26 protein-coding genes are annotated in these 26,872 nt (G+C 67.7%); 14 read left to right on the plus strand and 12 right to left on the minus strand.

Translation table 11 applies throughout. The features are described 5' to 3' along the window. Positions 1–105: 105 nt before the first annotated feature. The 6 genes from ccmA to V5F78_RS17715 all read left to right on the plus strand — a co-directional run bounded on the left by ccmA (position 106) and on the right by V5F78_RS17715 (position 3,743). The gene (gene ccmA / locus V5F78_RS17690; protein ID WP_394067585.1) at positions 106–789 is read left to right on the plus strand and encodes a heme ABC exporter ATP-binding protein CcmA; all 684 of its coding nucleotides are present in this window, start codon (positions 106–108) and stop codon (positions 787–789) included. Beyond that, positions 789–1,457: a heme exporter protein CcmB gene (gene ccmB, locus V5F78_RS17695; RefSeq protein ID WP_394015787.1), complete on the plus strand. Its 669-nt coding sequence runs from the start codon at positions 789–791 to the stop codon at positions 1,455–1,457. Before ccmA ends, ccmB begins: the two co-directional genes overlap by 1 nt. Before the next feature lie 110 nt (positions 1,458–1,567). Then, positions 1,568–2,134 carry a carboxymuconolactone decarboxylase family protein gene (locus V5F78_RS17700; RefSeq protein WP_394067587.1) on the plus strand — a complete coding sequence of 189 codons (567 nt, stop codon included), beginning with the start codon at positions 1,568–1,570 and terminating at the stop codon, positions 2,132–2,134. 105 nt (positions 2,135–2,239) lie between these two features. Next, positions 2,240–2,971 carry a heme ABC transporter permease gene (locus tag V5F78_RS17705; protein ID WP_394067589.1) on the plus strand — a complete coding sequence of 244 codons (732 nt, stop codon included), beginning with the start codon at positions 2,240–2,242 and terminating at the stop codon, positions 2,969–2,971. Then, positions 2,971–3,132, plus strand: a complete 162-nt coding sequence (gene ccmD / locus V5F78_RS17710) for a heme exporter protein CcmD (protein ID WP_394067591.1) — start codon at positions 2,971–2,973, stop codon at positions 3,130–3,132. Before V5F78_RS17705 ends, ccmD begins: the two co-directional genes overlap by 1 nt. Next, positions 3,129–3,743 carry a DsbE family thiol:disulfide interchange protein gene (locus V5F78_RS17715; RefSeq protein ID WP_394067593.1) on the plus strand — a complete coding sequence of 205 codons (615 nt, stop codon included), beginning with the start codon at positions 3,129–3,131 and terminating at the stop codon, positions 3,741–3,743. Before ccmD ends, V5F78_RS17715 begins: the two co-directional genes overlap by 4 nt. A 9-nt stretch (positions 3,744–3,752) precedes the next feature. On the opposite strand, the gene V5F78_RS17720 is transcribed toward V5F78_RS17715, so the two are convergent. Next, on the minus strand, positions 3,753–4,346 hold the full coding sequence (locus V5F78_RS17720) for a septation protein A (RefSeq protein WP_394067595.1): 594 nt from the start codon (positions 4,344–4,346) through the stop codon (positions 3,753–3,755). An 85-nt stretch (positions 4,347–4,431) separates the two neighbouring features. After that, complete coding sequence (gene mtgA, locus V5F78_RS17725; protein ID WP_394067597.1) at positions 4,432–5,112, minus strand: monofunctional biosynthetic peptidoglycan transglycosylase; 681 nt, start codon at positions 5,110–5,112, stop codon at positions 4,432–4,434. Between the two features lie 154 nt (positions 5,113–5,266). Between mtgA and V5F78_RS17730 the strand changes: the two genes are divergently transcribed. Next, positions 5,267–6,193, plus strand: a complete 927-nt coding sequence (locus tag V5F78_RS17730) for a polyprenyl synthetase family protein (protein WP_394067599.1) — start codon at positions 5,267–5,269, stop codon at positions 6,191–6,193. 129 nt (positions 6,194–6,322) lie between these two features. Further along, complete coding sequence (locus tag V5F78_RS17735) at positions 6,323–7,675, plus strand: flavin monoamine oxidase family protein (RefSeq protein WP_394067601.1); 1,353 nt, start codon at positions 6,323–6,325, stop codon at positions 7,673–7,675. A gap of 32 nt (positions 7,676–7,707) precedes the next feature. Here V5F78_RS17735 and V5F78_RS17740 read toward each other — a convergent pair whose 3' ends face one another. The 6 genes from V5F78_RS17740 to rpmI form a co-directional block, all read right to left on the minus strand. After that, positions 7,708–8,097, minus strand: coding sequence for a GFA family protein (locus V5F78_RS17740; protein WP_394067603.1), 390 nt, complete (start codon positions 8,095–8,097; stop codon positions 7,708–7,710). Between the two features lie 694 nt (positions 8,098–8,791). Next, complete coding sequence (gene pheT, locus V5F78_RS17745) at positions 8,792–11,206, minus strand: phenylalanine--tRNA ligase subunit beta (protein WP_394067605.1); 2,415 nt, start codon at positions 11,204–11,206, stop codon at positions 8,792–8,794. Beyond that, positions 11,203–11,715 (minus strand): endonuclease domain-containing protein, encoded by a 513-nt coding sequence (locus V5F78_RS17750; protein ID WP_394067607.1) that lies wholly within the window; start codon positions 11,713–11,715, stop codon positions 11,203–11,205. The genes pheT and V5F78_RS17750 overlap by 4 nt, the downstream gene beginning before the upstream one ends. Positions 11,716–11,864: 149 nt before the next feature. Beyond that, positions 11,865–12,974, minus strand: coding sequence for a phenylalanine--tRNA ligase subunit alpha (gene pheS / locus V5F78_RS17755; protein WP_394067609.1), 1,110 nt, complete (start codon positions 12,972–12,974; stop codon positions 11,865–11,867). Between the two features lie 256 nt (positions 12,975–13,230). Continuing rightward, a complete protein-coding gene (gene rplT, locus V5F78_RS17760) occupies positions 13,231–13,593 on the minus strand; it encodes a 50S ribosomal protein L20 (RefSeq protein ID WP_348843985.1) in 363 nt (120 codons plus the stop codon). A gap of 27 nt (positions 13,594–13,620) precedes the next feature. After that, positions 13,621–13,821: a 50S ribosomal protein L35 gene (gene rpmI, locus V5F78_RS17765; RefSeq protein WP_394067611.1), complete on the minus strand. Its 201-nt coding sequence runs from the start codon at positions 13,819–13,821 to the stop codon at positions 13,621–13,623. Between the two features lie 307 nt (positions 13,822–14,128). Between rpmI and V5F78_RS17770 the strand changes: the two genes are divergently transcribed. Both V5F78_RS17770 and V5F78_RS17775 read left to right on the plus strand, forming a co-directional pair. After that, on the plus strand, positions 14,129–14,746 hold the full coding sequence (locus tag V5F78_RS17770; protein ID WP_394067613.1) for a BA14K family protein: 618 nt from the start codon (positions 14,129–14,131) through the stop codon (positions 14,744–14,746). 116 nt (positions 14,747–14,862) lie between these two features. After that, complete coding sequence (locus V5F78_RS17775) at positions 14,863–15,306, plus strand: BA14K family protein (RefSeq protein ID WP_394067615.1); 444 nt, start codon at positions 14,863–14,865, stop codon at positions 15,304–15,306. Between the two features lie 125 nt (positions 15,307–15,431). Here the strand turns inward: V5F78_RS17775 and infC are convergent, their stop codons facing one another. Further along, on the minus strand, positions 15,432–15,956 hold the full coding sequence (infC, locus tag V5F78_RS17780) for a translation initiation factor IF-3 (protein WP_348844567.1): 525 nt from the start codon (positions 15,954–15,956) through the stop codon (positions 15,432–15,434). Positions 15,957–16,275: 319 nt separating this feature from the next. Here infC and V5F78_RS17785 point away from each other — a divergent pair, with 319 nt between their 5' ends. The 3 genes from V5F78_RS17785 (at position 16,276) to V5F78_RS17795 (ending at position 20,147) form a co-directional block, all read left to right on the plus strand. Further along, positions 16,276–17,157: a DUF3108 domain-containing protein gene (locus V5F78_RS17785; protein WP_394067617.1), complete on the plus strand. Its 882-nt coding sequence runs from the start codon at positions 16,276–16,278 to the stop codon at positions 17,155–17,157. A gap of 222 nt (positions 17,158–17,379) precedes the next feature. Beyond that, positions 17,380–18,783 carry a glutamine synthetase family protein gene (locus V5F78_RS17790; RefSeq protein ID WP_394067619.1) on the plus strand — a complete coding sequence of 468 codons (1,404 nt, stop codon included), beginning with the start codon at positions 17,380–17,382 and terminating at the stop codon, positions 18,781–18,783. Positions 18,784–18,869: 86 nt separating this feature from the next. Then, positions 18,870–20,147: an NAD(P)/FAD-dependent oxidoreductase gene (locus tag V5F78_RS17795; RefSeq protein ID WP_394067621.1), complete on the plus strand. Its 1,278-nt coding sequence runs from the start codon at positions 18,870–18,872 to the stop codon at positions 20,145–20,147. 7 nt (positions 20,148–20,154) lie between these two features. On the opposite strand, the gene V5F78_RS17800 is transcribed toward V5F78_RS17795, so the two are convergent. Continuing rightward, the gene (locus V5F78_RS17800) at positions 20,155–21,243 is read right to left on the minus strand and encodes a glycosyltransferase family protein (protein WP_394067623.1); all 1,089 of its coding nucleotides are present in this window, start codon (positions 21,241–21,243) and stop codon (positions 20,155–20,157) included. 157 nt (positions 21,244–21,400) lie between these two features. Beyond that, a complete protein-coding gene (locus V5F78_RS17805) occupies positions 21,401–22,324 on the minus strand; it encodes a pirin family protein (RefSeq protein WP_394067625.1) in 924 nt (307 codons plus the stop codon). Positions 22,325–22,487: 163 nt separating this feature from the next. On the opposite strand from V5F78_RS17805, the gene V5F78_RS17810 reads away from it, so the two are divergent. Beyond that, positions 22,488–25,139, plus strand: coding sequence for an AsmA family protein (locus V5F78_RS17810; protein ID WP_394067627.1), 2,652 nt, complete (start codon positions 22,488–22,490; stop codon positions 25,137–25,139). A 6-nt stretch (positions 25,140–25,145) separates the two neighbouring features. Here V5F78_RS17810 and V5F78_RS17815 read toward each other — a convergent pair whose 3' ends face one another. Further along, positions 25,146–26,531, minus strand: a complete 1,386-nt coding sequence (locus V5F78_RS17815; protein WP_394067629.1) for an aminotransferase-like domain-containing protein — start codon at positions 26,529–26,531, stop codon at positions 25,146–25,148. Positions 26,532–26,872: the final 341 nt, after the last annotated feature.

The following is a 26,872-nucleotide window of genomic DNA, read 5'->3' on the forward strand; positions in this document are numbered from 1 at the left end:
ACACGCCTAGAGGACCGGGCTAAGGAGGTGCCGGGCCACCTAGGGGTGCGGTTCAGCCGCTTTATAGAGCGATTTCAAACGGCGGTCATGCGATAAGAACGTTCAATGTGCGATGCATCCAAAATTCACCCGCAAGGCTCATTCCCGCACGCTGGGGAAGCGCCCGCCGCGGTCCTGAAGGCCGAGGGCCTGTCCTGCCAAAGAGGCGTGCGGCTGCTGTTCGACAAGCTCGACTTTGAGCTAAGAGCCGGCCACGCCTTGGTGGTGGTGGGGCGCAACGGCGCCGGCAAATCCTCCCTTCTGCGCATCGTCGCCGGCCTTCTTGCCGCGACATCCGGCCGCGTCACGCGGGCCGAGGGCGCAGCGGAGCGGCCCTACACGGAAGAGATGCACTATCTGGGCCATGACGACGCGCTGAAAGCCGCCTTGAGCGTTGCCGAAAATCTTTCCTTCTGGCGCACCATGCTGGGCGCCACCGGCCTGCCGGTCGCGGACGCATTGGAAGAGGTGGGCCTCGGCGGCCTCGGGCGGCTGCCGGTGGCGGTTCTGTCCGCCGGCCAGAAGCGCCGCCTCGCCATTGCCCGCCTGCTGGTGTCGCGCCGCCGCATCTGGATCCTGGACGAGCCCACCACCGCGCTCGACGTGACTGCCCAGGCGCGGTTCGCAGAACTTGGCCGGGCGCATCTCGATTCGGGCGGGGCGATCCTGGCCGCGACCCATGCCCCGCTGGATTTCGGCCCTCGCGTCGGCACCCTTCAGCTCGGCCCGAAACTGGAGGCCGGCGCATGATGGCGGCGTTCTTGGCGCTGGTGCGCCGTGACATGGCGCTCGCCCTGCGCTCGGGTGGCGGCGCCGGGCTCGGCGTCGTGTTCTTTCTCTCCGTCATTACCATCGTGCCGTTCGCGGTCGGGCCGGACATGGTGCTGCTGGCGCGGATCGGCCCGGCGATCCTGTGGATCGGTGCGCTGCTCGCCAGCCTCATCGGGCTCGAGCGCCTGTTCGCGGCGGATGTGGAGGACGGATCGCTCGATGCCCTGGCCCATTCCGCCCTGCCGCTGGAATTGGTGGCGGCGGCCAAGGGACTTGCCCATTGGATCGCCACCGGACTGCCTCTGGTGGTGGCAGCGCCGGTGCTGGCGCTCATGCTCAATCTGGAACCGGCGGCGATCGGCGCGGTGGTTCTCACCTTGTTGGTGGGCACGCCGGCGGTCACCGCGCTCGGCCTCATCGGCGCGGCCTTCGCCGGCGCTTTCCGCCGGGGCGGGCTGCTGATCGCGGTCCTGGTGCTGCCGCTCGCGATCCCCGTGCTGATCTTCGCGGTCTCCGCCACCGGCGCGGCGGTGACCGGCCCGGTCCCGTTCGGCACGCCGTTCCGCATCCTCATCGGCCTTACCTTGTTCGCTTTGGTGCTGGGGCCGGTGGCGGCGGCGGCGGCGCTGCGGGCGGCGCGCGGCTGAGCTGGGCGATCGGGCGACACGGCAGCGTCATACGCTGAAGGAATCGTGATGCGGCGCAGCGAAGGCCAGTTGCGTTACTTGGGCAACCCTAGCATCGAAGGCATATCCCCATGCGCGTGCCCCTCACCGCCCCCGCCGATCTCTCGCAAGAGCAGCGCCCGCTCTATGACGACATGCGCACCGGCATCGAGACCAGCTTCAAGGGCTTCAAGGCCATCGCCGACGACGGTGCGCTGATCGGCCCCTGGAACCCCTGGATTCACTATCCCAAATTCGGCGGCCCGGTGTGGGAGCTGACCAAGGCCATGTCCTCCAGCCCCACGCTGCCCAAGCCCGTGCGCGAGGTGGCGATCCTGGTGACCGGCGCCCATTTCCATTCGGCCTATGAGCTTTACGCCCACATCCTGGTGGCCGAGACGCGCGGCCTGCCGGACGAGAAGATCGCCACCATCGTCGCCGGCCAGCGCCCGGCCGATCTCACCGGCGAGGAGGCCGTGACCTATGACGTCGCCTCGGCCCTGGTGCGCGGCTCGACCTTGCCGGAGTTGGTGTACCGCCAGGCAGTGGACACGTTCGGCGAATATGCCGCCGCCGAGCTGATCTATCTGGTCGGGCTCTATTGCCTGGTCTCGGTCATTCTCAACGGCTTCGACGTGCCGGTGCCGGAAGGCGCCTGACGCGCGCGGGAACGCCGGGCCTGCTCATTCCGCCGCACCCCGTTTCACACAATCGCGCGTCCGGGGCGCTCCCCTGCCGTCGCGAGATGGTCTAGAACGCCAGCCATGGCGCTTCTCGACTTCGCCAATCCGACCCGCTTCCTCTCCCTCTCCGCCCGGCTCATTCCCTGGACGGCGGGGGCGGCGGCGCTCGCCCTGGCGCTCGGCTTCACCCTCGCCTTCCTCGCCCCGCCGGACTACCAGCAGGGCGAGACGGTGCGGATCATGTACATTCACGTGCCGTTCGCATGGCTCTCCATGTTCGGCTACTCGATGCTTGCGGCGTCCTCGCTCGGCATATTGGTCTGGCGCCATCCGCTGGCCGATGTCGCGCACAAGGCGGCCGCGCCAATCGGTGCCACCTTCACCTTCCTGTGCCTGCTCACCGGCGCCCTGTGGGGGCGGCCCATGTGGGGCACCTATTGGGTGTGGGACGCGCGCCTCACCTCGGTGCTGGTGCTGTTCCTGCTCTATCTCGGCCTGATGGCCCTGCGCGCCGCCATCGACGAGCCCAGCCGCGCCGGACGGGCGGCGGCGGTGCTGACCCTGGTGGGCTTCATCAATGTGCCGATCGTCAAGTTCTCGGTGGATTGGTGGAACACCCTTCACCAGCCGGCCTCGGTGTTCCGCATGGGCGGCTCCACCATCGACGGCAGCCTGCTGTGGCCGCTGCTCATCTGCGCGCTGGGCTTCACCCTGCTGTTCCTAACCCTGCACATGATCGCCATGCGCACGGAGATCCTGCGCCGACGCGTCCAGGTGCTGGAAGCGCGTGCCGCAGCGGAGGCCGTGGCCTGATGGAGCACGCGCTGTTCATCTATGCGTCTTATGGCGCCGCCGCGCTCGGGCTCGGCGTGCTGACGCTGTGGCTGATGCTCGACTATCGCGCCCAGGCCAGGGCCCTGGCGGACCTCGAGGCGCGCGGCGTGCGCCGCCGCTCGGAGCGGAACCGGCCATGAGCGATAGTCCTCCCCCGCCGCCGGCCGCCGCCGCCCCGGTGCCCAAGCGCCGGCGCCCGCTGCTGGTGCTGCTGCCCGTGGTGGCCTTCGGCCTGCTCGCCGCCTTGTTCCTGGTGCGCCTGTTCGCCGGCGATCCCTCGCAGATCCCCTCCGCGCTCGTGGGCCGGCCGGCGCCCACCCTCGCCCTGCCCCCATTGGCGGGCCTGCTGGACGCCGGCGCCCCGGTACCAGGGCTCACTGGCACGGACTTCAAGGGCAAGGTCACGCTGGTGAACGTGTGGGCGTCCTGGTGCGCTCCCTGCCGGGAGGAGCATCCGCTCCTGATGGAACTGGCGCGCGACCCGCGCCTGCGCCTGATCGGCATCAATTATAAGGACACGCCCGACAACGCGCGCCGGTTCCTCGGCCAATATGGCCTGCCGTTTGCGGCGGTTGGCATAGACCCCAACGGGCGTGCCGCCATCGAATGGGGGGTTTATGGTGTTCCCGAGACCTTCCTGGTGGGGCCGGATGGGGCGATCGCCCATAAATTCGTCGGCCCGCTCAGCCAGGAGACGGTCCGCTCCACCTTGCTGCCGATGGTGGCGAAGCTCTCCGGCAAGTCGGGCTGAGACCGAAGATCAGTCCTTCGGCTCGCTTTTGTCCTCGAACCGCGCCATCAGCGGCGCCTGGGCGAAGGCGAACAGGAAGGTCAGCGGCAGATAGCCGAAGGTCTTGAAATTGACCCAGGTGTCGGTGGAAAAATTGCGCCACACCAGTTCGTTCAGCACCGCCATCACCAGGAAGAACACGCCCCAGCGCAAGGTCAGGATGCACCAGCCCTGATCGGTCAGGCGCACCATGCCGTCCAGCACATAGGGCAGCAGCGGCTTGCGGAACAGCAGCCCGCCCAGCAGCAGAACGCCGAACAAGGCGTTCACCATGGTCGGCTTCATCTTGATGAAATGATCGTCCTGCAGCACCAGGGTCAGGGTGCCGAACACCGTCACGACCACCGCAGACACCAGCGGCATCACCGCGATGCGGCGCGCCAGCACCCACATGGCCGCGAGCGCGGCAAGCGTCGCCACCATGAACACACCGGTGGCCACATAGATGCCGCCATAGGCATTGCCGATGAAGAACAGCACCAGCGGACCGAGCTCCAGGGCGAGCTTCAGGCCCGGCTTCATCTTGGGGCGAACGGTGGTTTCGGCTGCGGCGGTTTCGGTCATCTGATCCTCGTTTCCGGCCCCCTTTTGCAGAGCCTGCGCGGCGCAATCAAGGCCGGCTGCGGATTTCGCCCCTGGCTTGCGCGCCTCAGTCACGCAGGCTGAGGCAGGAAACGATCTCCGGCCCCTCCGACACCACCCGTCCCTGAAGCCGCGCGGCGAGCCGGCGCACCCCGGTGGACGGCTTGCCGGCATCGCGCCGGTGGGGATTGGGCAGCATGACGGCCAACAAGGCGGCCTGCTCCGAGGTCAGATTGGCGGTGCCCTTGCCAAACGCGCGGCGCGCGCCGGCCTCGACGCCGAATTCCCCGTCTGGCCCCCACTCGGCGATATTGAGATAGATCTCCATCATCCGCCTTTTGCTCAGCACCAGGTCGAGCCACAGCGCGAGGGGCAGTTCCATCGCCTTGCGTACGAACGAGCGGCCGGGCCACAGGAACAGATTCTTCGCCACCTGCATGGAAATCGTTGAGGCGCCGCGGGCATCCTCGATCTCGTCGTCGGCGCGGGCGATCGCGGCCTGGATTTCCGTGATGTCCACGCCCCAATGCTGGCAGAAGCGCGCATCCTCCGAGGCAATGACGGTGCGTGGCAGGATCGGCGCCATGTCGGTGATCGGAGTCCAGACGCGCTCCACCCTCTGCCCGGTGAGCCAGCGGCCCAGCATCAGGGTGGAGACGGGGGTGACCACCATATAGAGCACCGACAGCACGAACGGGACGAGGGCCAGCACCAGGACGAGGATCACGAACCGCCTGAACAGGGACATGGCCGCTCCGCGGGGCGAGAGAAGATCATAAGGGAAGTGCGAAGGTCGAGCTTCGGTTCCCCCGGCGGCTTGACCGGCAGCTCTGGTTGGGGCACCGGGAGGTGCGCGTCAACCGCGCTTTCCCCCGACGCGCTCCAGCCCGAAGGCCCGCCCGGTGTCCCTGTCCCTTCCCGCCCGCCTCGAAGCTGCAGCCGCCCTCACCCAGGCGCGGCTCGAACGCGCCCTCGCCGATGCTCCGCTTCCCGGCGAACGGCTGCGCCCGAAGCGCCTGATGGAGGCGATCCGCCACGGCAGCCTGGACGGCGGCAAGCGCCTGCGGCCGTTCCTCGTCATCGAGACCGCCGCCCTGTTCGGCCTCGCGCCGGATGCGGCGGTGACGGCGGCAGCGGCCGTGGAATGCGTGCATTGCTATTCCCTGGTCCATGACGATCTGCCCGCCATGGACAATGACGTGCTGCGGCGCGGCCGGCCCACCGTCCATGTGGCTTATGGCGAAGCCACCGCCATCCTCGCCGGCGATGCGCTGCTCACCCTCGCTTTCGACCTGCTGGCGGGCGCGGACGCCCACCCCGACGCGGCCGTGCGCATCGCGCTCGTGTCGGCCCTGGCGCGTGCGGCAGGCATGGGCGGCATGGTGGGTGGGCAGATGCTCGACCTCGCCGCCGAGGGCCGGTTCGCCGACGGCGTTCCGCTTGCCCTGTCCATGGACGAGATTCGCGATCTCCAGGCCATGAAGACCGGCGCCCTGCTGGCGGTCTCGGTGGATGCGGGGGCGCTGCTCGGCGGCGCGACGAGCGAGGAGCGCGCGGCGCTCGCCTCCTACGGGCGGGCGCTCGGCGCGGCCTTCCAGATCGCCGACGACATTCTCGACATCGAGGGCAGCACCGCCGATCTCGGCAAGACCGCGGGCAAGGATGTGACCGCCGGCAAGGCGACCCTGGTGGCAAGCCTCGGCGTGGACGCGGCGCGCGGGCTTCTTTCCGATCTGGTGGCCGAGGCGCAAGCTGCCCTCGCCCCGTTCGGCGCGCGCGGCACGATCCTGGCGGAGGCGGCGCGCTTTGTCGCCGAGCGCAAGAATTGAGCGGGCGCACCCCAGGCCCGCAAGATTTGATCGCCGCCTCAGACCCGCGCCGGGCCGGCCCGGTCGCGCGGCGCGCCGCGCCATGCTAGCGTCCGCCCCATCGTGACACGCAGACCGCCCCCCTCCCCCATGACCCGCCGGACCTTCATCGCCGGAGCCTCCGCCTTGGCCGTGGCGCCGCTTGGCGCCGCCCGCGCGCTCGGGCAGGTGCCGGCCTCTGGGCAGGTGGACGTGGTCATCATCGGCGCAGGGGCCGCCGGTATTTCCGCTGCCCGCAAGATCGCGGCCGCAGGGCGCAGCTATGCGCTGATCGAGGCCAGCAAGCGCGTCGGCGGGCGGGCTTTCACCGATACCAGCCTGTTCGGCGTGCCGTTCGATCGCGGCGCCCACTGGCTGCACGCGCCCGACAATAATCCGTTGGCCGAGCTCGGCGCGCAGGCGGGCTTTGATCTTTATGCCGCGCCCGAGGGCGCGCGGCTCTACATCAAGGGCCGCGAAGCCTCGCAGAATGATTATGAGGATTTCGTCTCGGCCGTGCGTCGCGGCGAGCGCGCCATCGGCGCCGCTGGGGACGCCGGGCGCGACCTTGCAGCCTCGCGGGTGCTGCCCGACCTCGGCCCGTGGGGGCCAAGCGCCGCCTTCGTGGCAGGGCCGTTCAGCTGCGCCAAGGACCTCGACCAAGTGTCGAGCGTGGATTTCTCCCGCTCCGAAGAGCGCGGCGAGGATCTGTTCTGCCGCCAGGGCTATGGCGCGCTGGTCGCCAAGATGGCCGAGGGCCTCTCGGTGCGGTTCGAGACCGCCGCTTCAAGCGTCGACATGGGCGGGCGGCTGGTGCAGGTCTCCACCAACAAGGGCACGCTCTCCGGCCGGGCGGTGATCCTCGCCGTGCCGCCCAGCCTGCTGCTCGCGGGCAAGGTCCGCGTCAATCCCGGCCTGCCGCTGCGCTATCGCAGCGCGGTCGAGCGCATCACGCTCGGCGCGTACGACCATATCGCCTTCGAACTGCCCGGCAATCCGCTGCGCCTCTCGCCCGACGAGACCGTGCACGTGAAGGCCGACAGCCCGCGCACCTTCGCGCTCATCGCCCGCATGGGCGGCAGCGACCTGCACATGCTGGACGTGGGGGGCAAGTTCGCCCTGGAGCTGGCCAATGGGCCGGCCGATTCCGGCGCCGCCTTCCTCAAGGAGGCCCTCACACGCGAGTTCGGCGCCGATATCGCGGCGCGCGTCGGCAAGGTGCACCAGACCCGCTGGACCAAGGAGCCGCTGGCACTCGGCGCCTTCTCCTGCGCCCTGCCCGGCAGCGGCAATCTGCGCCGCGCCTTCACGGAAGTGGTCAACGGCCGGCTGATGTTCGCGGGCGAACATGCCCACGAGACGCTCTGGGGCACGGTCAACGGCGCCTGGCTTTCCGGCGAGCGCGCGGCGACCCAGGCCCTGCGGGTGCTGGGCGTGACCGGCGCCGCGAGCATGTCCCAATAGGCGGCGACATCGCGCTCCACTCCGGCGGCGGGCTACGACCATTCTTCCTTTTGCGGCAGACCATCGGCCAGTTCGTAATAATCCGATTTCGACCCGACATAGATGTGTCCGGCCAGCTTTCGGCCGGTCGGCCGGTCGAGCGTTCCCGCGGTCACATAGGTCTCGACGCCAGGGTCCGCGCGCCAGAACAGATTTCCCCCACAGCGCGCGCAGAAGGCCCGCGCGACGGCTTCGGAGGATCGAAACCAGGTGAGGGTCTCGGATGCGACGAGGGTGAGATCGTCGCTCTTGCAGCAGGCCATGGCGGCGAAATGGCCGCTGGTGCGGGCGCACTGGGAACAATGGCAGGCGATGGGCTCGGCCAACGCGCCGTGGATCTCATAGCGCACGCCGCCGCACAAACAGCCCCCGGTCGCACGCATTTTCCGCCCTCTCTCAGAATCCCTACAAGGGTAAGGCGCACCGGGCCGGCACGGCAAGGCCCTCCAGCGCCTTCATCCCCGCGCCGGTCTGGCGCGAGGGGGAGGGCGGCGGGAGCGGACGGCGCGCCGGCTAAGGCGCGCCTTGGAAAAGCAACAGGTGACGTCGGAGCCGTTGCTCCGTCCGCTCCCGCGCGGTGATTTATGGCTCGCTTCGTGCGCTGCGTGGGTCGTTCTCGCTCTCCCAACATGACCGGCCAAACGAACTCCGGTCCGGGACGCACGCTTTGGGCCTCCTCTTTTGACGGGCGGAGTGCGTTAAGCCCCGACCCGCCGGACAACCGCCCCTGCACCACACATCAGGCCGCTCCGGACGCGCCCCTCCTGGTGCAAGGCGGGGTCAGGATAAACGGGTGGTGCAAAATGTCAAGGAATTTATTCCTTGTAGGATTATTTGCCTTCATCGAAGCCGCGGAAGGGCGGGGGTTGGCATGGAGGAGGGGTATCTTCCCATCCTCCCCTTTCCCCTCCCAACCCCTCCCCCGCAAGCGGGAGAGGGGGCAATGTCGCACCGTTGCTCTCGACTTCGTAAAGCGCGCCTTCGCCCTTCGCGCCCCCTCTCCCGCGTGCGGGAGAGGGTTGGGGAGGGGGCGCGCGCAAGCGCGTGCGAAAAGGGCGGCCCGATCCCGCAGCCCGTCTAACCGCGCAGGCTGGCGCCGGTCTTCTTCGCCACGTCGGCGACGATCTTCCCCGCCACGGCCTCGATCTCCCCGTCGGTGAGCGTGCGCTCGCGCGGCTGGAGCGTGATCTCGATGGCGACCGACTTCTTCCCCTCCTCGATGCCGACGCCCTCATAGACATCGAACACCGAGGCGTCGGTGATCAGCTTCTTGTCCACGCCCTGCGCGGCCCGCAGGATATCCCCCGCCGCCACCTGCCGATCCACCAGGAAGGCGAAGTCGCGCTTGACCGGCTGGAAAGCGGAAAGATCCAGCGGCGGCTTCACCTTGGTGGGCTTGGCCTTGGGTTCCGCGATGCGATCGAGAATGATCTCGAACGCCACCAGCGGTCCGCTCACATCCAGCGCTTCCAGCACGCGTGGGTGCAGCTCGCCGAAGGTGGCGAGCACGTTCGAGCCGAGCCGCAGGCTCGCCGAGCGGCCGGGATGATACCAGGCGGGCGCATCCGTGGTGACCTGGAGATTGCCCACCGGCGCCCCCACCGCGGCGAGCGCGGCCAGGGCATCGGCCTTGGCGTCGAAAGCATCCACGCTTTTCGCCGCGCCGGCCCAGTGGCGCCCCGAGCCCTCGGGCTTTGCGGTGGCCCGGCGAATGCCAGTCGCGGACATGCGCTGGTCCTTCGGCTGGTCGCCGGCGAACACCTGTCCCACTTCGAACAGGGCCACGTCGCCATAGCCCCGGTCCGCGTTGGCCTGGGCCGAGCGGATGAGGCCGGGCAGCAGGCTCGGCCGCATATCCGAGAGATCGGACGCGATGGGATTGGACAAGGCCAGCTCCGCCGCGCCGCCGCCGAACAGTTCCGCCTGTTCCTTGGAGACGAACGACCAGGTCACCGCCTCCACCATGCCGCGCGCGGCGAGCGCCCGGCGCGCCTTGCGCACGCGCAGCTGAAGCGGCGTCAGGACGGGACGGCGGGCGTCCTCGGTGCGGGGGAATTCGGTGGCGGGCACGCGGGCGAGGCCCAGGATGCGCACCACTTCTTCCACCAGATCCGCCTTGCCCTCGATATCGGCGCGCCAGGAGGGCGGCACCACCTGAACCACCGGCGCCGTGCCCGAAACCGCGAAGCCGAGGCGTGTGAGCACATCGCGGATTTCCGCTTCGCTCGCCTCAAGGCCCGAGAGGCGCTTCACCTCGCTGAGCGGGAAATCCACGGTGCGCGTGGTGTCCGGGATCGCGCCGGCCAGCACCATCTCGGAGGGCTCGCCGCCGCAGATATCGAGAATGATATGGGTGGCGAGGTCCAGCCCCGGCACGGTGAACGCGGGGTCGATGCCGCGCTCGAAGCGGAACCGGGCGTCCGAATTCAGCCCCAGCTTGCGGCCGGTCTGGGCGATGTTGATGGGCTCCCACAGCGCGCTTTCGATCACCACGTCGGTGGTGGCCTCGTCGCAGCCGCTCTCCTCCCCGCCCATCACGCCGGCGAGGCTCTCGACGCCCTTGTCGTCGGCGATCACGCACATGCTCTCGTCGAGCGTGTAGGTCTTCCCGTCCAGCGCCAGCAGGGTTTCGCCCGCCTTGGCGCGGCGCACCACGAGATCGCCCTTCACCTTCTTCAGGTCGAACACGTGCAGCGGCCGGTTGCGATCGAAGGTGAGGAAATTCGTCACGTCCACCAGCGCATTGATGGGGCGAAGGCCGATGGCGCGCAGCTTCTCCTGCATCCATTCGGGCGAGGGGCCGTTCTTCACGCCGCGCACCACCCGCACCGCAAACGCGGGGCAGAGCGGGGGGGTCTCGCCGAAATCCAGCGTCACATTCAGCGGCGCGGGGAACTTGCCCTCCACCGGCGCGATGCGCGGGGCGAGCAGCTCGCCGAGCCCGGCAGCGGCAAGATCGCGCGCGACGCCGGATACGCCGAGGCAATCGGCGCGGTTCGGCGTCACGGCGATTTCCACCACCGGGTCGTTCAGGCCCAGCACCTGGGCGAACGGGGCGCCGACCGGCGCGTCCTCCGGCAATTCCATGATGCCGTCATGCTCTTCCGAGAGGCCCATCTCGCGCGCCGAGCACAGCATGCCGCGGCTTTCCACGTCGCGGATCTTGCCGATCTTCAGCTCGGTGCCGGTGGCGGGAATGATGGTGCCGGGCGCCGCGAACACGGTCTTGAGGCCCGCGCGGGCGTTGGGCGCGCCGCACACCACCTGGATCGGCTCGCCTTTGCCGATGGAGACCGTGCAGACCTTCAGCTTGTCGGCATTGGGATGCTTCTGCGCGGTCAGCACCTCGCCCACCACGAACGGCGCCAGCGCCTTCGCCTTGTCCTCCACGCCCTCCACTTCGAGGCCGATGAGGGACAGGCGATCGACGATCTCCTCGAAGGAGGCCGTGGGTTCGAGATGCTCTTGGAGCCAGGAGAAGGTGAATTTCATCGGTCTGTTCCTTGTCCTGTCAGGTCCGTGCCTTTTCCCGCTCCCGCCCCTCCCCCGCAAGCGGGCGAGAGCTTCACTCCAGCACTTGCGCCCCCTCTCCCGCTTGCGGGGGAGGGTTGGGGAGGGGGCACAGCGGCCGAGGCCGACGCCACAATGCTTTCAAGCACGCCGGGCAGATTTTTCAGCACGTCCAGATTGCTGAACCGCAGCACCCGATAGCCTTTAGCGATGAAGACGCCATCGCGCCGCGCATCGCGGGTTCGCCCGGCATCTTGATAATGCTGGCCGCCGTCCACTTCCACGATTAGCCGGGCGGACAGGCAGGCGAAATCGGCGACATAGCCGGCAAGGGGATGCTGTCGGCGAAACCGCAGGCCGTTCAAGCGGTGGGCCCGCAGTTCGAACCAGAGCCTCTGCTCGGCGTCGGTGGAATTCACGCGCAGATCGCGGGCACGGGTGCGCAGAACGCGGCCGGTGCGCCAGCGCGGCTTGTGTTCGTCCTCTCCCATGCCAGGCTCCTGCCGGAAGCGGCGCATTCCCCCTCCCCAGCCCTCCCCCGCAAGCGGGAGAGGGAGTCTTTCGGGATACGCCGGGGCAAAGCCCGCTTCCGCTTGCGGGAGAGGGATGGGAGGGGGCAATTGCGCCACCTCGGCCGCACTCACGCGCTCAACCCACCGGCCAGGGTCGGGAAGTCCAGCGGGCGGAAGCCGTAGTGGGAGAGCCAGCGCACATCCGCCTCGAAGAAGGCGCGCAGGTCGCTCATGCCGTATTTCAGCATGGCGATGCGGTCGATGCCCATGCCCCAGGCGAAGCCCTGGTAGACGTCCGGGTCGATCCCGCAATTGCGCAGCACGTTGGGATGCACCATGCCGCAGCCCAGGATCTCCAGCCAGTCATTGCCCTCGCCGAAGCGGATCTCGCCGGGGCGCGAGCGGTCGCACTGGATGTCCACTTCCATGCTCGGCTCGGTGAAGGGGAAGAAGGACGGGCGGAAGCGCATCGTCACGTTCTCCACCTCGAAGAACGCCTTGCAGAATTCCTGCAGGATCCATTTGAGGTGGCCCATGTGCGAGCCCTTGTCGATCACCAGCCCCTCCACCTGATGGAACATGGGGGTATGGGTCTGGTCACTGTCGCAGCGATAGGTGCGGCCGGGGCAGATGACGCGGATGGGCGGGGTCTTGCTCATCATGGTGCGCACCTGCACCGGGGAGGTGTGGGTGCGCAGCACCTTGCGCTCGCCCTCGGCATTGGGCGGCAGGAAGAAGGTGTCGTGCATCTCCCGCGCCGGATGGCCGGCGGGGAAGTTCAGCGCGGTGAAATTATAGAAATCGGTCTCGATGTCCGGCCCTTCCGCCACCGAGAAGCCCATGTCGGCGAAAATCGCGGTCAGTTCCTCGGTGACCTGGGTGATGGGATGCACGCGGCCGATCTCGGCGCGCGGCTCGCGGACCGGCAGGCTCACATCCACCCGCTCGGTGGCGAGGCGCGCTTCGAGGGCGGCGGCCTTCAGCGCTTCCTTGCGCACGGCGAGCAGCCCCTGCACCCGGTCGCGCAGGCCGTTGATGGCCGGACCCATGGTCTTGCGCTCGTCCGGGCTCATGCCGCCGAGCGATTTCAGCAGTTCGGAGACGCTGCCCTTCTTGCCGAGGGCGGCGATGCGCACCGCTTCCAGCGCGGCTTCGTCGCCTGCCGCGAGAATGGCGGCGGAGACCTCACGCTCCAGGGCATCGAGGCCGGGATGATCGGTCAAAACGAGCTCGGACATGGGTCGGGCCTTCAGATGCAGCCAAGTGGTGTGCCGTCATCCCCCGGCGTGGCCCGGGAGGATCCGCGCCGGTCCGCCGGCGTGGCCCCGAGAGGCGGGCGCTGGCGGAGTCGCGTGGACGGCCGGTTGACGCCCGGCCGGGACGGGATGAATTCGGCGCCGGTTATAGACGCGTCGCGCGCAAAGCGAAAAGCCCCGAAAGCGTCTCCGCTCGGGGCTTTCAGTCTCGCTGGGCGGGTCGCGCCTGGGAAAAGCCTCAGGCCAGAGCGGCCTTGGCCTTCTCCACCAGGGCCTTGAACGCCTCGGGCTCGTGGATGGCGATATCCGAGAGCACCTTGCGGTCCACTTCGATCCCCGCCTTCGCGAGACCGTTGATAAAGCCGCCATAGGTGAGGCCGAGGTCGAGTTCGCGCACGCCGGCGTTGATACGCTGGATCCAGAGCGCGCGGAACGTGCGCTTCTTCACCTTGCGATCGCGATAGGCATACTGCATCGACCGTTCGACGGCCGACTTCGCTGCGCGGATGGTATTCTTGCGACGGCCATAGAAGCCCTTGGCGGCTTCAAAGACCTTCTTATGCTTGGCGTGGGAAGTTACGCCACGTTTCACGCGGGCCATGGATGATCTCCTTCAGATCGCAGTGCGTCAGCCGTTCGGCAGGAACGACTTGCGGATCACCCGTCCATCGCTCTCGCTGAGGATGGTGGTGCCGCGCTGGTTGCGGATCTGGGCATTGGTCCGCTTGATCATCCCGTGCCGCTTTCCGGCCTGGGCGGCGATAACTTTCCCGGTACCCGTCAGACGGAAGCGTTTCTTCGCTCCCGACTTGGTCTTCATCTTGGGCATTTTGCTCTCCGTGACCGCCATCCGCCGCACGTTGCCGCACGGGGCATTCAGCCTTTTGTTGATATGAGCGAAAAGAACCAACACGGCAGCCCTTGTCGCCGGCCGGTTCGAAGGCCGCACTCGTTACAGGACTGTCACGCGAAACGCAAGCCGGCTCCCCTTGCAAAACCGTGCGCTGCAAAACACGCGTCTGTCTCCGCCAAGGCTCAAGCCGCCATCTTTGCGCCTGTTCGCTCTGCTTTGTTGCCAAATTGAGGCTAGGGGCCTCGTGCCTTGCGCCCGGCGGGAATCCGGGCAGGAGATGACGATGAGGACGCCTTTGCGTGTTTCAGTCTTCACCGCCGCCCTCGCGGTGGCGGGCTTTGCGTTCAGTATGGCGCCGGCCAGCGCGCAGGCCTTGCGACTCGGGGCCATGCAGCCCCTGAGCGCGAAGGCCGCGACCACGGCCGCTTTCCCCATCGAACAGGTTCAATATCGCCGCGGCTGGGGCGGCAGGCCCGGCTGGGGCGGACGCCCGGGATGGGGCGGCCCTGGATGGCGCGGGCGACCCGGATGGGGCGGCCCGGGATGGGCCGGGCGGCCCGGATGGGGACGACCCGGTTGGGGTCCCGGCCCGGGCTGGAACCGTTCCGGCTGGGGTCCTGGATGGGGCCGGCCGGCGTGGGGTCCGCGCTGGGGCTATGCGCCGGTCTACGGACCAGGCTGGGGCTGGGGTCCCGGCTGGGGCGCCTGGGGTCCCGGCTGGGGCTATGGCGGCGCGGTCGCCACCGGCGTGGTGATCGGCTCGGCGGCGGCGCTGGCGGCGAACCAGGGGCCTGGCCCCGGCACCAATTGGGTGGCTTATTGCTCGCAGCGCTATCGCTCCTACGATCCGCGCACCGGCACCTTCCTCGGCTATGACGGACGACGGCATCCCTGCCCCTGAGGCGGGCTCCGATCACGCGGCGACGGTGCCGATCCGGCACGCCGCCTTCACACACGCGTGAGGGCGGCGACCTTTTCGGCTCCCGGGGCGTTTCCTTCCCAAAGGAGAAGCACCCGATGCGTAAATCTCTCTCTCTGCTCGCTGCCGCAGGTCTCACCGCGGCTCTCGCGGTTTCCGGCGCCCAGGCGCAGCCGCTGCGCCCCGCTTCGATCGGAGTCGCGGGCGAATCCCCGGTCACGAGTGTGCAGTGGCGTGGTCGTGGTCCCGGCTGGGGCGGTCCGGGCTATGGACCCGGTTGGGGTGGCCCGCGCTATGGCTATGGCTATGGCTACCGCAATTGCGGCTGGGGCGGCTGCAACAACAACAATGGTGCGGCGGTTGCGGCCGGTGTGGTCGGCGGGCTGATGCTGGGCGCGGCTGCGGCGAGCGCGGCCAATGCTGCGAATTCCGCCCCGCCGCAGGGCAATTGGATCGCCTATTGCTCGTCCAAATACCGGTCCTTCGACCCCGCCAGCGGCACCTATCTCGGCTATGACGGTGCGCGCCATTCCTGCCCCTGACGCGGGAGGCGCCTCGGAGAGTGAGGCGAGAGGTGCGCCGGCTCTCGGGGCCAACGCAAAAAGCCCGGATCGAAAGATCCGGGCTTTTTGGTCGATTACGGTAGGGATGATGTCCGCGTCGCCGCTCAGCGCGGCGCCAGGATCATGATCATCTGCCGGCCTTCCAGCATCGGCTCGGCCTCCACCTTGGCGATGGTGGCGACGTCGTCGCGCAGCTTCTGCAACAGCTTGTAGCCGATATCCTGGTGCGCCATTTCACGACCACGGAAGCGCAAGGTGACCTTCACCTTGTCACCCTCTTCGAAGAATCGCTGCATGGAGCGCATCTTCACTTCGTAATCGTGCGTGTCGATGCCGGGCCGCAGCTTGATTTCCTTGACCTCGACCACCTTCTGCTTCTTGCGCGCCTCGCTGGCCTTCTTCTGGTTCTGATACTTGAACCGGCCGAAATCGAGGATCTTGCAGACGGGCGGGGCGGAATTGGGCGCGATCTCCACGAGATCGAGGCCGGCTTCCTGCGCGAGCTGGAGGGCATCGCGGATTGCCACCACACCGCGGTTCTGCCCATCCTGATCGATCAGCTGCACTTCGCGGATGCGGATTTCCTCATTGACGCGCGGTCCATCCTTTTCCGGCGCGACGGGTCTCATGGGGCGACGAATGGCGAAAATCTCCTCTGCCATTAAATTGGAACGCACGCAGCTTAGGGAATCGGCGCGCAACTTCACGCGGAAGCGCGCAGCCAGAAGCCCCCGACCAAGAGCGGACACAGAAGATCGTGACTCCGAGGCGGGAAGTCAATAACCAACACCTGTCGAGCGACGCTGCGGGTCATTTTTCGGCCCGAATCGCCGCCATGTCCCATGCCTGGGAGCCACAGTTCAGCCGCCTTCGCCCGGCATTCGGGAGACAGCAGCAGGGCCGGACGCTCCGCCGGGTGCCGAACCTCCGCCTTTCCAGGACCCGATGATGATCGACGTTGCTTCCCCCGTGGGTCGCCTCCTCCACCGCCTGGGGCCGTTCGCGGCTGCCGCGCTGTGCCTGGGGGCCGCCCTGCCGGCGGCGATCGGCGCCGCGTGGGCCGATGGGCGGCTCGATGCTAAATATTCCCTGACCGTGGGTGGGGTCGAGATCGGCCGCGCCACCCTGGTGGCCGAGGCCACCGGCACGAGCTATGAAATCGCCGCCACCGGCCGCATCACCGGCGTCCTGCGCGCGGTCTCTTCCGGCAAGGGCAGCGTCGCCGCGCGCGGCGCCATCGGCATGGGCAAGGTGGTGCCCCAGGTATTCGCGGTGGCGGCCGAGGCCGACGGCAAGGCCGAAGGGGTACGTTTCGCGGTGGCGAACAACACGGTGAAGGAGCTGGTGGTCGAGCCGCCCATCAAGCCGCTGCCGGATCGCGTGGAAATCACCGAGGCCCATCTCACCAACATCATCGACCCCATGAGCGGCGCCTTCGTCTATGTGCCCGGCACGGTGGACATGCTCTCCGCCGCCGCCTGCGACCGCTCGATCCCGGTGTTCGACGGGCGCCAGCGCTACGACATCTCGCTGAGCTACCTGCGGGTGGAACAGGTGAAGATCCCCAAGGGCTACAGCGGCCCCGCCGTGGTGTGCCGCGCCGGCTACACCCCCGTCGCCGGCCACCGGCCGACCCGCTACACCGTCAAATACATGCAGGAAAACAAAGAAATGTACGTGTGGCTGGTGCCGGTGGCGGGCACCCGGCTGCTGGCCCCCTTCAAGGTCTCGGTCGCCACCATGATCGGCACCGCGATCCTGGAGGCGACCGCCTTCGAGACCACGGTGAAGGAAAATACCGTTCCGGTTAATACACCCAAGCCACAATAGCCGCGCCCACGTTCTTCGGCGGAATCGGTTACCACGCGACGAGTCCCACTAGCCCTAGTACGGGGCAAAACACGAACCTTCCCCGACTCTCGATTCGGCCGCGATTCGTTCCACTCCCGTTCCTTTGCGCTTTTCCCGTGTTGCGGCGCAGCCCGCGTTGACTTCGCCCTATGGGCAGGTGTTCCCTGGCCTGGCGTGCGTTCGGTCACGCGAGAGGACATCATGGCTAAACGGAGCAAAGCGGGCGAATCGGAACATCTGGCGCTACCGCGCGGCGTCAAATCCCTGGCAGAGGCGAAAGCCTGGATGGTGTCCCGTGGCATCACCGAAATCGAATGCACCGTCCCGGACCTTGCGGGCGTCGCCCGGGGCAAGATCATGCCGGCCTCGAAATTCCTCTCCTCGCCGGTGATGAACCTGCCGCTCTCGGTCTTCTTCCAGACCATTTCCGGCGAATACCCCTCCTATGAGGGGCTGGTGGATTCCGTGATCGCGGATTCCGACCTGGTGCTGGAGCCCGATTTCTCCACCCTGTGCTCCGTGCCCTGGGCGCAGGATCCGACCGCCCAGATCATCCACAATGCCTATCATCGCGACGGCCGCCCGGTGGAGCTGGCGCCACGCCAGGTGCTGAAGAACGTGCTGGCGCTCTATGCCAAGCGCGGTTGGAAGCCGGTGGTGGCGCCGGAGATCGAATTCTACCTGGTCGAGCCCAATGTGGACCCCGACTATCCCCTGAAGCCGCCCGTCGGCCGCTCGGGCCGGCCGGAGATCGGCCGCCAGTCCTATTCCATCCAGGCGGTGAACGAGTTCGACGCCCTGTTCGAGGACATCTACGATTATTCCGAGGCCCAAGGCCTGGAGATCGACACGCTGATCCACGAGGACGGCGCGGCGCAGATGGAAATCAACCTGCGCCACGGCGATCCGCTGGAGCTCGCCGACCAGGTGTTCCTGTTCAAGCGCACGATCCGCGAGGCCGCGCTCGCCCACAAGATCTACGCCACCTTCATGGCCAAGCCGATCGCCAACGAGCCCGGCAGCGCCATGCACATCCATCAATCGGTGGTCTCGGCCGAGACGGGGAAAAACATCTTCTCCGACGACGACGGCGATCCGACCCCGGAATTCTTCTCGTTCCTCGCCGGACACCAGAAATACCTGCCCTCGGTCATGTGCATCCTGGCGCCTTACGTGAATTCCTACCGCCGGCTGACGCGCGATTCCATGGCGCCCATCAATGTGCAATGGGGCTATGACAACCGCACCGCCGGCCTGCGCGTGCCACCCGCCCCGCCGGCCGCGCGCCGGGTGGAGAACCGCGTCCCCTCCTCCGACGCCAATCCCTATCTCGTCATCGCGGCGTCGCTGGCCTGCGGCTATATCGGCATCCAGAAGGGCCTGCGCCCCACCGAGCCGCTGGAGGGCGATGCCAAGGACCTGGACTTCGACCTGCCGCGCGGCCTGCTGGAGGCTGTCGCCGCCTTCGAGGAAAACGAGGATCTGGCCGAAGTGCTCGGCAAGAGCTTCATCGCCACTTATGCGGCGGTGAAGCAGGCGGAGTTCGAGACCTTCATGCGGGTGATCTCGCCCTGGGAGCGGGAATATTTGCTGCTGAACGTGTGAGGGCGCAGCTGCCGAGAGCGTGCCGACAAGAAAGCCGCTTAGAGCTGGAGGCGCAACGCCTCCCGCCTCACCACACAGGGACAGTCATGACGTTTGGCGGCCACCCCCAATCCTGGTATGCGGCGACTGCCACCCCGTTCCCGGAATTGCCACGCCTCTCCGGCGCGGTGCGCGCGGACGTGGTGATTGTCGGCGGCGGCTATACCGGACTCTCCGCCGCGCTTCATCTCGCGGAAGCCGGCGTGGACGTGGTGGTGCTGGAAGGCGGCCGTGTGGGCTCGGGCGCCTCGGGCCGCAACGGCGGGCAGATCCACAGCGGCCAGCGGCGCCACCAGGATTATCTCGAACAGGCACTCGGCCTTGAAGACGCCCGCAAGCTCTGGGATCTGGCCGAGGAGGCGAAGGCGCTCACGGCCGACCTCATCGCGCGCCACGCCATCGCCTGCGATCTGACGCCCGGCCTGATCCTTGCCGACCACAAGCCCAATTATGTCGCCGAAAGCCACGCCTACGGCCGCCATCTCGCGCAGACCTATGGCTACGACAAGACCGAGCCGCTGGATCGCGACCAGATGCACGCCTTGGTCGGCGCTCCGGGCTATTATGGCGGCCTCATCGACCATGGGGCGGGCCATCTCCACCCGCTGAACTTCGCCCTTGGCCTCGCCACGGCGGCTCTTGCGGCAGGCGCGCGCATCATCGAGCACAGCCGCGCCCTGCGCATCGCCGAGGGCACCGGCGTGAGCGTGGAGACTGACGGCGGGCGCGTGACGGCGGACCTGCTGCTGCTGTGCGGCAACGGCCTGATGGACGGGCTGGACCGGCGGGTGGATCACCACGTCATGCCCATCAACAATTACATCGCCGTCACCGAACCCTTGGGCGACCGCGCGGACGGCATCATTCGCGGACAGGCGGCGGTGGCCGACAGCCGGTTCGTGGTGAATTATTTCCGCATGACGCCGGACCGCCGGCTGCTGTTCGGCGGCGGCGAGAGCTATCGCCGCTCCTTGCGGCCGCAGGTGATGGACTTCGTGCGACCTTTCCTCGCCCGCATCTTCCCGCAACTGGCCGATGTGAAGCTCGATTACGGCTGGGGCGGCACGCTCGGCATCACCATGACGCGCAACCCCTTCGTGCGCCGCCTCTCGCCTTATGTGCTGGCCTCCGCCGGCTATTCCGGCCAAGGGGTAGTGCTGGCGCCTTTGTTCGGCAAGATCCTGGCGGAGGCGGTGCGCGGCCAGGTGGGCCGGCTCGATCTGCTGGAACGTCTGCCCGTGCCGCCCTTCATCGGCGGCACCCTGCTGCGCTATCCCCTGCTGGTGGCGGGCCTGAGCTATTACGCGCTGCGGGACCGGCTTTAGGGCCCGGTTAAGCCCGATTTTGCGCGCCGGCAGTGAGTTTATCGATCTCGGCCGAAAGACGACGCTCTCGATTGTAGGCCGTGCGGACGTGGCTCGCCAACAGGCGCTCGCGCTCCACCTCGGGCAAACGCGCAGCGAGGCGGGCGCGCCGATCCGCGTTCGATCCCGGCCGAATCGCCAGCAGCGCCTCCAGGTGCGATGACAGGCGATAAGGCGCAAGCTTCTCCTCGCTCATGGCGAGCGTGAACTTCCTGCTCCCCCCGTAGCCGGCAAGGATATCCGCCGCCAGCGCCTCTCCGCTCAGCTTTCGACCGTGGCACCGCCCAGAAAAATTAAAAGCCGCGGCCCATTGGAAGTTTTCTTCCGAAAGATATCCCGGTCCGCCAAAATGGTCGTATACATAGACTGGCGTACCGACCGCGAGCGCATATTGGACAGTCTTTCCGATCGTCACAACAATATCGGCTTCACGTATCATTCGGCGATTCACGCGAGCGACCTTGTCTCCGCCACGACCGATGTGCAAGACATCGAAATCGGCTTTCAATATTTCAATCGCTTCCAAGCAAACCGGTGTGCTGTGATTCGTGACGAAGAGTATCTTTCCCGGCGTTGCGCGAAGTCCGGTCCTCTTTGCGTGGAAGGTATCGGGAGCGGCATTATGGAAGACCCGAACCGGGACGGTCAGGCCGGTCTGCGCCAATGCCGTGGCGGTCTCTGGAGAATTGGCCAAGGTTACATCTGCCAATATCGATTCATGCGCCCATCCTCCAGATTCAAAGAAACCCGTCGGAGAAAGATGCCCGAACGCGAATATCGAAGACTCAACATCGTTCTCGTGGGCCTCGTATGAGAACAGACCGGCTACATGATGCTGAAAATATACCAAATCATAGCACATAGGCCGAATATTTTTCGGATCCGTTTCGATTATAATTCCAGATTCTTTAAATAATAATCTTATCGGTAACCCCCGATAATTCGCAAATACATCTACCTGATGACCCTTTTGTTTAAAGAACTCTGCAAATTCAAGTGCAACGATTTCGGACCCGGATAGTCTTTCGAGCTGGTTAGTGGCGATCAAAACACGCACGTCAGACAGCCTTGGATTTTTCAGGTCGCGCGAAATTTAGCTTGCCCTGATCCGGGCATGCAAGGGAGGGCAGGTGCCCCTCTCTCGTCACAGGACGGCGCCCCGGGCGCCGCCTCGACGCGGCAAAGGCCTACGCACGGCGCTTCGGAAACGCCCCTCACTCCGGCAGCGGGATGAACTCGTGCTCGCCCGGCACGGCGGCGAAGCGGCCGGTTTTCCAGTCTTCTTTCGCCTGCTCGATGCGCTCCTTGCGAGAGGAGACGAAGTTCCACCACAGATAGCGCGGCCCCTCCAGCGCCGTGCCGCCGAGGAACATCATGCGGGCCGGCGTGCGGGCGCGCACCGTGATGCGGTCGCCGGGGCGGAAGATCAGAAGGCGCGGGCCCTCGAACACGTCGCCGGCGATCTCGACCTCGCCCGACACCACATAGATCGCCCGCTCCTCGGTGTCGGCGTCGAGCGGCGCGCTGGCGCCCGGCTGCAGGGTCACTTCCGCGTAGAGCCAGTCGGAAAGCATGCCCACCGGCGAGCGCTGGCCGAAGGCCGAGCCGGCAATCACCCGCGCCCATACGCCCGTATCCTCGATCACCGGCAGGTCGCTGGAGGAAAAATGCTGGAACGAGGGGTTGGTCTCCTCATGGGCGGCGGGCAGCGCGATCCAGCTCTGGATGCCGTACATATTGCCAGCGGCATTGCCTTGGCGCGCCTCCAGCGGCGAGCGCTCGGAATGGGTGATGCCGCGCCCGGCGGTCATGAGGTTCATGGCGCCGGGGGTGATCTCCAGCGCATTGCCCTCGCTGTCGCGATGCATGATCTTGCCGTCGAACAGATAGGTGACGGTGGCAAGGCCGATATGGGGATGGGGGCGCACGTCGAGCCCCTGCCCGGCCACGAACTGCACCGGCCCCATCTGGTCGAAGAAGATGAACGGGCCGACCATCTGCCGCTTGCCGTGCGGCAGGGCCCGGCGCACGGAGAAGCCGTCGCCGAGATCGCGCACGCGCGGCACGATCACAAGATCGAGCGCATCGCAGGATGGCGCATCGCCAAGCACCGGGTCGGAGGACGGCATCCAGCTCATAGGCAGCTCCAGCACGCGGTTTTCGCTTTCCCCATGGTGCCACGGGCGGACGAGAAGCGCACCTCCTCGCGGCGACCGGCGCAGGTGACGCCGATCCCAAAAGCGTGACACAAGAGGCGCGGGAAATGGATGGCGCGGCGGGTCATCGAACAGGGAGCGTGGGATGCGTTGGCTGGTGAGGCTTGCGGCCGTCGCGGCGGCGGCCCTGCTTCTGATGGTGGCGGCCGTGGTGGCGCTCACGCAGTTGCCGGGCTTTGCGGCGCGCCGGCAGGACCTGGCGGAACGCTTCCTGCGCGCCAGCGTGGGCCCCGATGTGGAAGTGCGCGGCGCGGTGAGCGTGGATCTGTTTCCCCGCTTCACCGCCCGGCTCGGCGATGTCACGGTGCTCGATGTGGCCGGCGCCGGCGTGGAGCTGCACCTGCAGACGGTCGCGCTGACCCTCACCGATTATCCTGCGCTGCTGGGTGGATTCGCCGTGGACGCGGCGGAGGTGGAGGGTGTGCGCATCCTCCTGCCCATGGTTTCGCGCCCCGCCTCCGGCCCGGACTCAGGCTCCGGCGCGGCGCCCCTTGCCTTGCCCGCCGCCGACGCCCCGCTGGACGCCGTCGATCCCACCTCCCAGCCGGTGACCGCCCGCATCGTCGGCGTGCTCACGGCCGTTCCCACAGTGGAAATCCGCGACCTGCTTCTGGAAGAGGCGAACCATCCCCAGGGCTGGAATTTCGCCCTGCGGGTGGACAGCCTCTCCAGCACCTATGATTCGGTGGCGGGCGCCCAACGCCTCTCGGCCACCGGCACCTATAACGGCGAAGCCGTGACCCTCAACGGCACGCTGGACCGCGAAGCGAAGCCGGCGGACGGGCGCTTCGGCACGCAGATCGCCCTCGTCACCCGCGGGCTCGAGCTGGACCTTGCCGGCTCCGCGGCCTCGGCGGCGTTCGACCGGGACCTCGCGCTGCAGGTTACAGCCCGTTCCGCCAGCATCGGGGACGCGCTGCAATTGCTCTCGCTGGCGCGTGCGGAGGATGGCACGGCCCGGCTCGATTTCACCCTGGCCGGCGATCCCGGCGCACTGGCGGTCAAGGACCTGTCCTTCGCCGCCACCCTTGCCGAGGGCGAGACCCTGACCATCGCCGGCGCGCTCGCGGACCTGCAGGCCGGCACCGGCCTGTCGCTCTCCTTCCGCTCCGACCTGCTGGCGCCCGGCACCACGCCGCCGGTGGCGAACGGGCTGCGGGACATCGTGATCACCGGCCTGTCCGGCTTCCTGGAAGGCGACCTCGACAAGCTGGTTCTGCGCGACATGCTGATCCAGACCAATGCCTTCGAGCAGTCGATCCGCGAGGTGGGACCGATCTCGGTGCGGGCGGTGGAGCGTACGGCGAAGGGGCAGGTGCGCCTGCGCGGCATCACCCTGCAGGCCGGGCCGCGGGACCGCCCGGTGTTCCGCCTCAAGGGCACGGTGGACGACGTGCTGCAACTGGACGGAGTGGTTCTTTCCGGCGCGGTGGACCTGCCGGTGGCGGATCTGCTGTCGGCGCCCGGCACCGGCCTCGGCCGCATCGTGGGTACGCTCGACGTGTCCGACACGGACGGCACCATCGGCGTCGACGCGCTCGATGGCCGGATCGCCGACAGCAGCGTCATGAGCGGCACGCTCTCGCTGGTGCGCGACGACACCGCCGGCCCCCGCGCGCCCCACGAGATCCGCCTCGCGAGCACGTTCGAAGTCCCGGATTTCGGCGCCTTCGCGGCGCAGATGGGGGCCTCTTCCGCGTCCAATGCGCCGGTCACCTTCTCCGGCCTGCTTTCGGCCAGCGCGGAGAGCCTGAAGGCGGAGGGCAAGGCCAGCCTCGGGCGCACCGAGATCACCGGGGTTCTCTCCAGCTCGCTCGGACCGGGCCGGACCGTATTGGAGGGCAAGCTGACCTCGCCGCTGGTCTATGTGGACGAGCTTGCCGCGCTCGCGGAAGCCTCGCGCGATGCGGTGGAGGCGGACCGCGCCCGCCGCAGCGCCGCCACGCAGGACAAGGCCGACCCGAAAACCGAGCCCCAGATCGACCTGACGCGCCTCGTCGACCTCGATCTCGACATTTCTGCGAACCGGCTGAACAGCGCCGGCGATAGCGCGAGCGGCCTCAAGGCGCGGCTGACGCTGGACAAGGGCATGGCGCGGCTCGATCCCTTCAGCGCCTCCTACATGGGCGGGCGCATCAAGGCGGCGGTGCAGAGCGACCTCACGGCCAGCCCCATGCTGGTGCGGGCCAAGGGCACAGTGGACGGCTGGCCGCTCTCCACCTTCCTCAATGCCTCCAACGTGGGCTTCGCCACCCAGGGGCGGTTGAAGCTTGCCTTCGACATGTCCGTGGATCCCACATCCGACGCGGCACTCATGCGCACATTGAACGGGACCGTATCGGTGGGGCTCACCGGCGGGCGGCTCGCCACCGGCAAGCTGGACCTCGCCGGCCTCGGCATCATCGCCGGCCTGTTCAACGAGGCGGTGCGCAGCGACAGCACGGCGTTGCGCTGCGTCAGCGTGCCCCTGTCCTTCACCTCCGGCGTGGCACGCACCACGCCGGCCCTGGTGATCGAGACCGACCATGTGCGCGTGGTCGGGCGCGGCACCATCGACCTGCCGCGCAACACCATCAACATCTATGCCGAGCCGCGCCCGCTCAACGGACGGGAGAACGACCTCGGCTATCCGTTCGCCATCACCGGGGCGCTGAGCAGCCCGCAGGTGGGAACGGTGTCGCGCCGGCCGGACGCGCGGCTCTACCGGCTGGGCGCCGGCTGCAAGCGGCGCGGGTGAACGCCGTTACAGAACGGTGGAGGCATGCTCGGGCGAATGGCTCAGCGCATGCGCCATATATTCGAGCGCGCCGCGCACCTTCTCCCGGCTGACCGGGCCGCCGAGGCACACACGCGCGGCCTCCGGGGGATTGCCGTCGGCGGCGAAGGCGTCGCTCGCCACGATGCCGATGCCGGTGGAGCGCATGTGGCCCACGAAGGCTGAGCGGGTCCACGGCTGGGGCAGTTCCACCCACAGGTTGAAGCTCAGCGGATCGGCGCGGAAGGTGCCGGCGGGCAGGATCTGGGTCGCCAGAGTCTGGCGGGCGGCGGTCTCGGCGCGGATGAAGCGCAGGATGGAATCGGCCGTGCCGTCCTCAATCCAGCGGGTGGCCAGCGCCACGGTGAGCGGGGACGCCATGACATTGCCGGCGCGGATGGCGGCGGCGAACGGCCAGCCGGAGCGCACGTCCGGCACCAGCACATAGGCCGCGCGCAAACCGGCGCCGATGCATTTGGCAAGGCCGGCGATATGCCAGGTGATGTCCGGCGCCAGCGCCGCGAACGGGGCGATGCGCTGCACCGGGATGAAGCCATAGGCGTCATCCTCCACGATCGGCACGCTGAAGCGCCGGGCCACCGCCGCGATCGCCGCGCGGCGGGTTTCGGGAATGGTCAGCGTGGTCGGGTTCTGGAGCGTGGGATTGAGATAGAGCGCCTTCGGCGCGAGCCGCGCGCAGGCATCCGCGAACGCATCGGGATCTATGCCCTCACTATCCATCGGCAGCCCGGTGAGCCGCAGGCCGAGCTGGGCCGCAATCGAGCGCGTGCCGGGATAGGTGAGGCTCTCGCACAGCACCGTGTCGCCCGGCTTCGCCAGCAGGCCCAATATGCCCATGAGCGCGGAATGGGCGCCCGGCGTCACGAAGATGCGCTCCTGCGCCGGCACCAGGCCGCGCCGGCTCAGCCAGGCGGAGGCGGCATCCTTGTCGGCGGGGGCGCCACCGAAGCCCTGGTAGCGCAGCAGGGAGACGAGATCGCGGCTCACCTGCGCCACGCCCTCCTGCATGCGCGCGATCAGGTCGGGATCGTCCGGCTCGGGCGGAAGGTTCATGGAAAGGTCGGCCGGCTCGGGCCGGTTGTGGCGCGCGGGGGCCGGCGCCGGGCGGCTCGGGGCGCGCACGAACGTGCCCTGCCCGACGCGGGATTCCACGAGGCCGCGCTTCTGCGCCTCCACATAGCCGCGTGCGACGGTGGTGAAATCCACCGCCAGCCGGTCGGCCAGCTTGCGCTGGGGCGGCAGGCGATCGCCCACGGAGAGGCGACCCGCGCGGATGTCCTCGGCGATGATGTCGGCGATGGCGAGATAGCGCGGCTTGTCGCTGCGCGTCAGGTCCGGCGTCCAGTCAACCATGGCGATGCGTCTTCAATCCCTCGTGCCGCGACGCGTTGATTTTGCGTCCCCCGGAAATTGACTGTATAGTGTTGCATCACGGCCTTGTCACCTCCGGGATGTTCCGGGAGCGCGGATTTTACGGTTAGGCTCGCGCCTTGTGTTTGCTGGACTTTTGTGCACGGCACGCTTGCAACTTGCGCACGGCGCCCAGGGCTTAAGCATCTGACCGGCGGCCCCAATCTCATAATTGAATGTATAATTGACTGCGTATCGCTGATATTATTGACTGTTTCAAAAGACAGCCAAATTGGCACATTGATTGCAAAACTCCTCGTCAGCCCCGCACCGCCAAGGGGGCC

Source organism: Roseixanthobacter glucoisosaccharinicivorans, from assembly GCF_043195095.2.
Classification (GTDB): domain Bacteria; phylum Pseudomonadota; class Alphaproteobacteria; order Rhizobiales; family Xanthobacteraceae; genus NCEH01.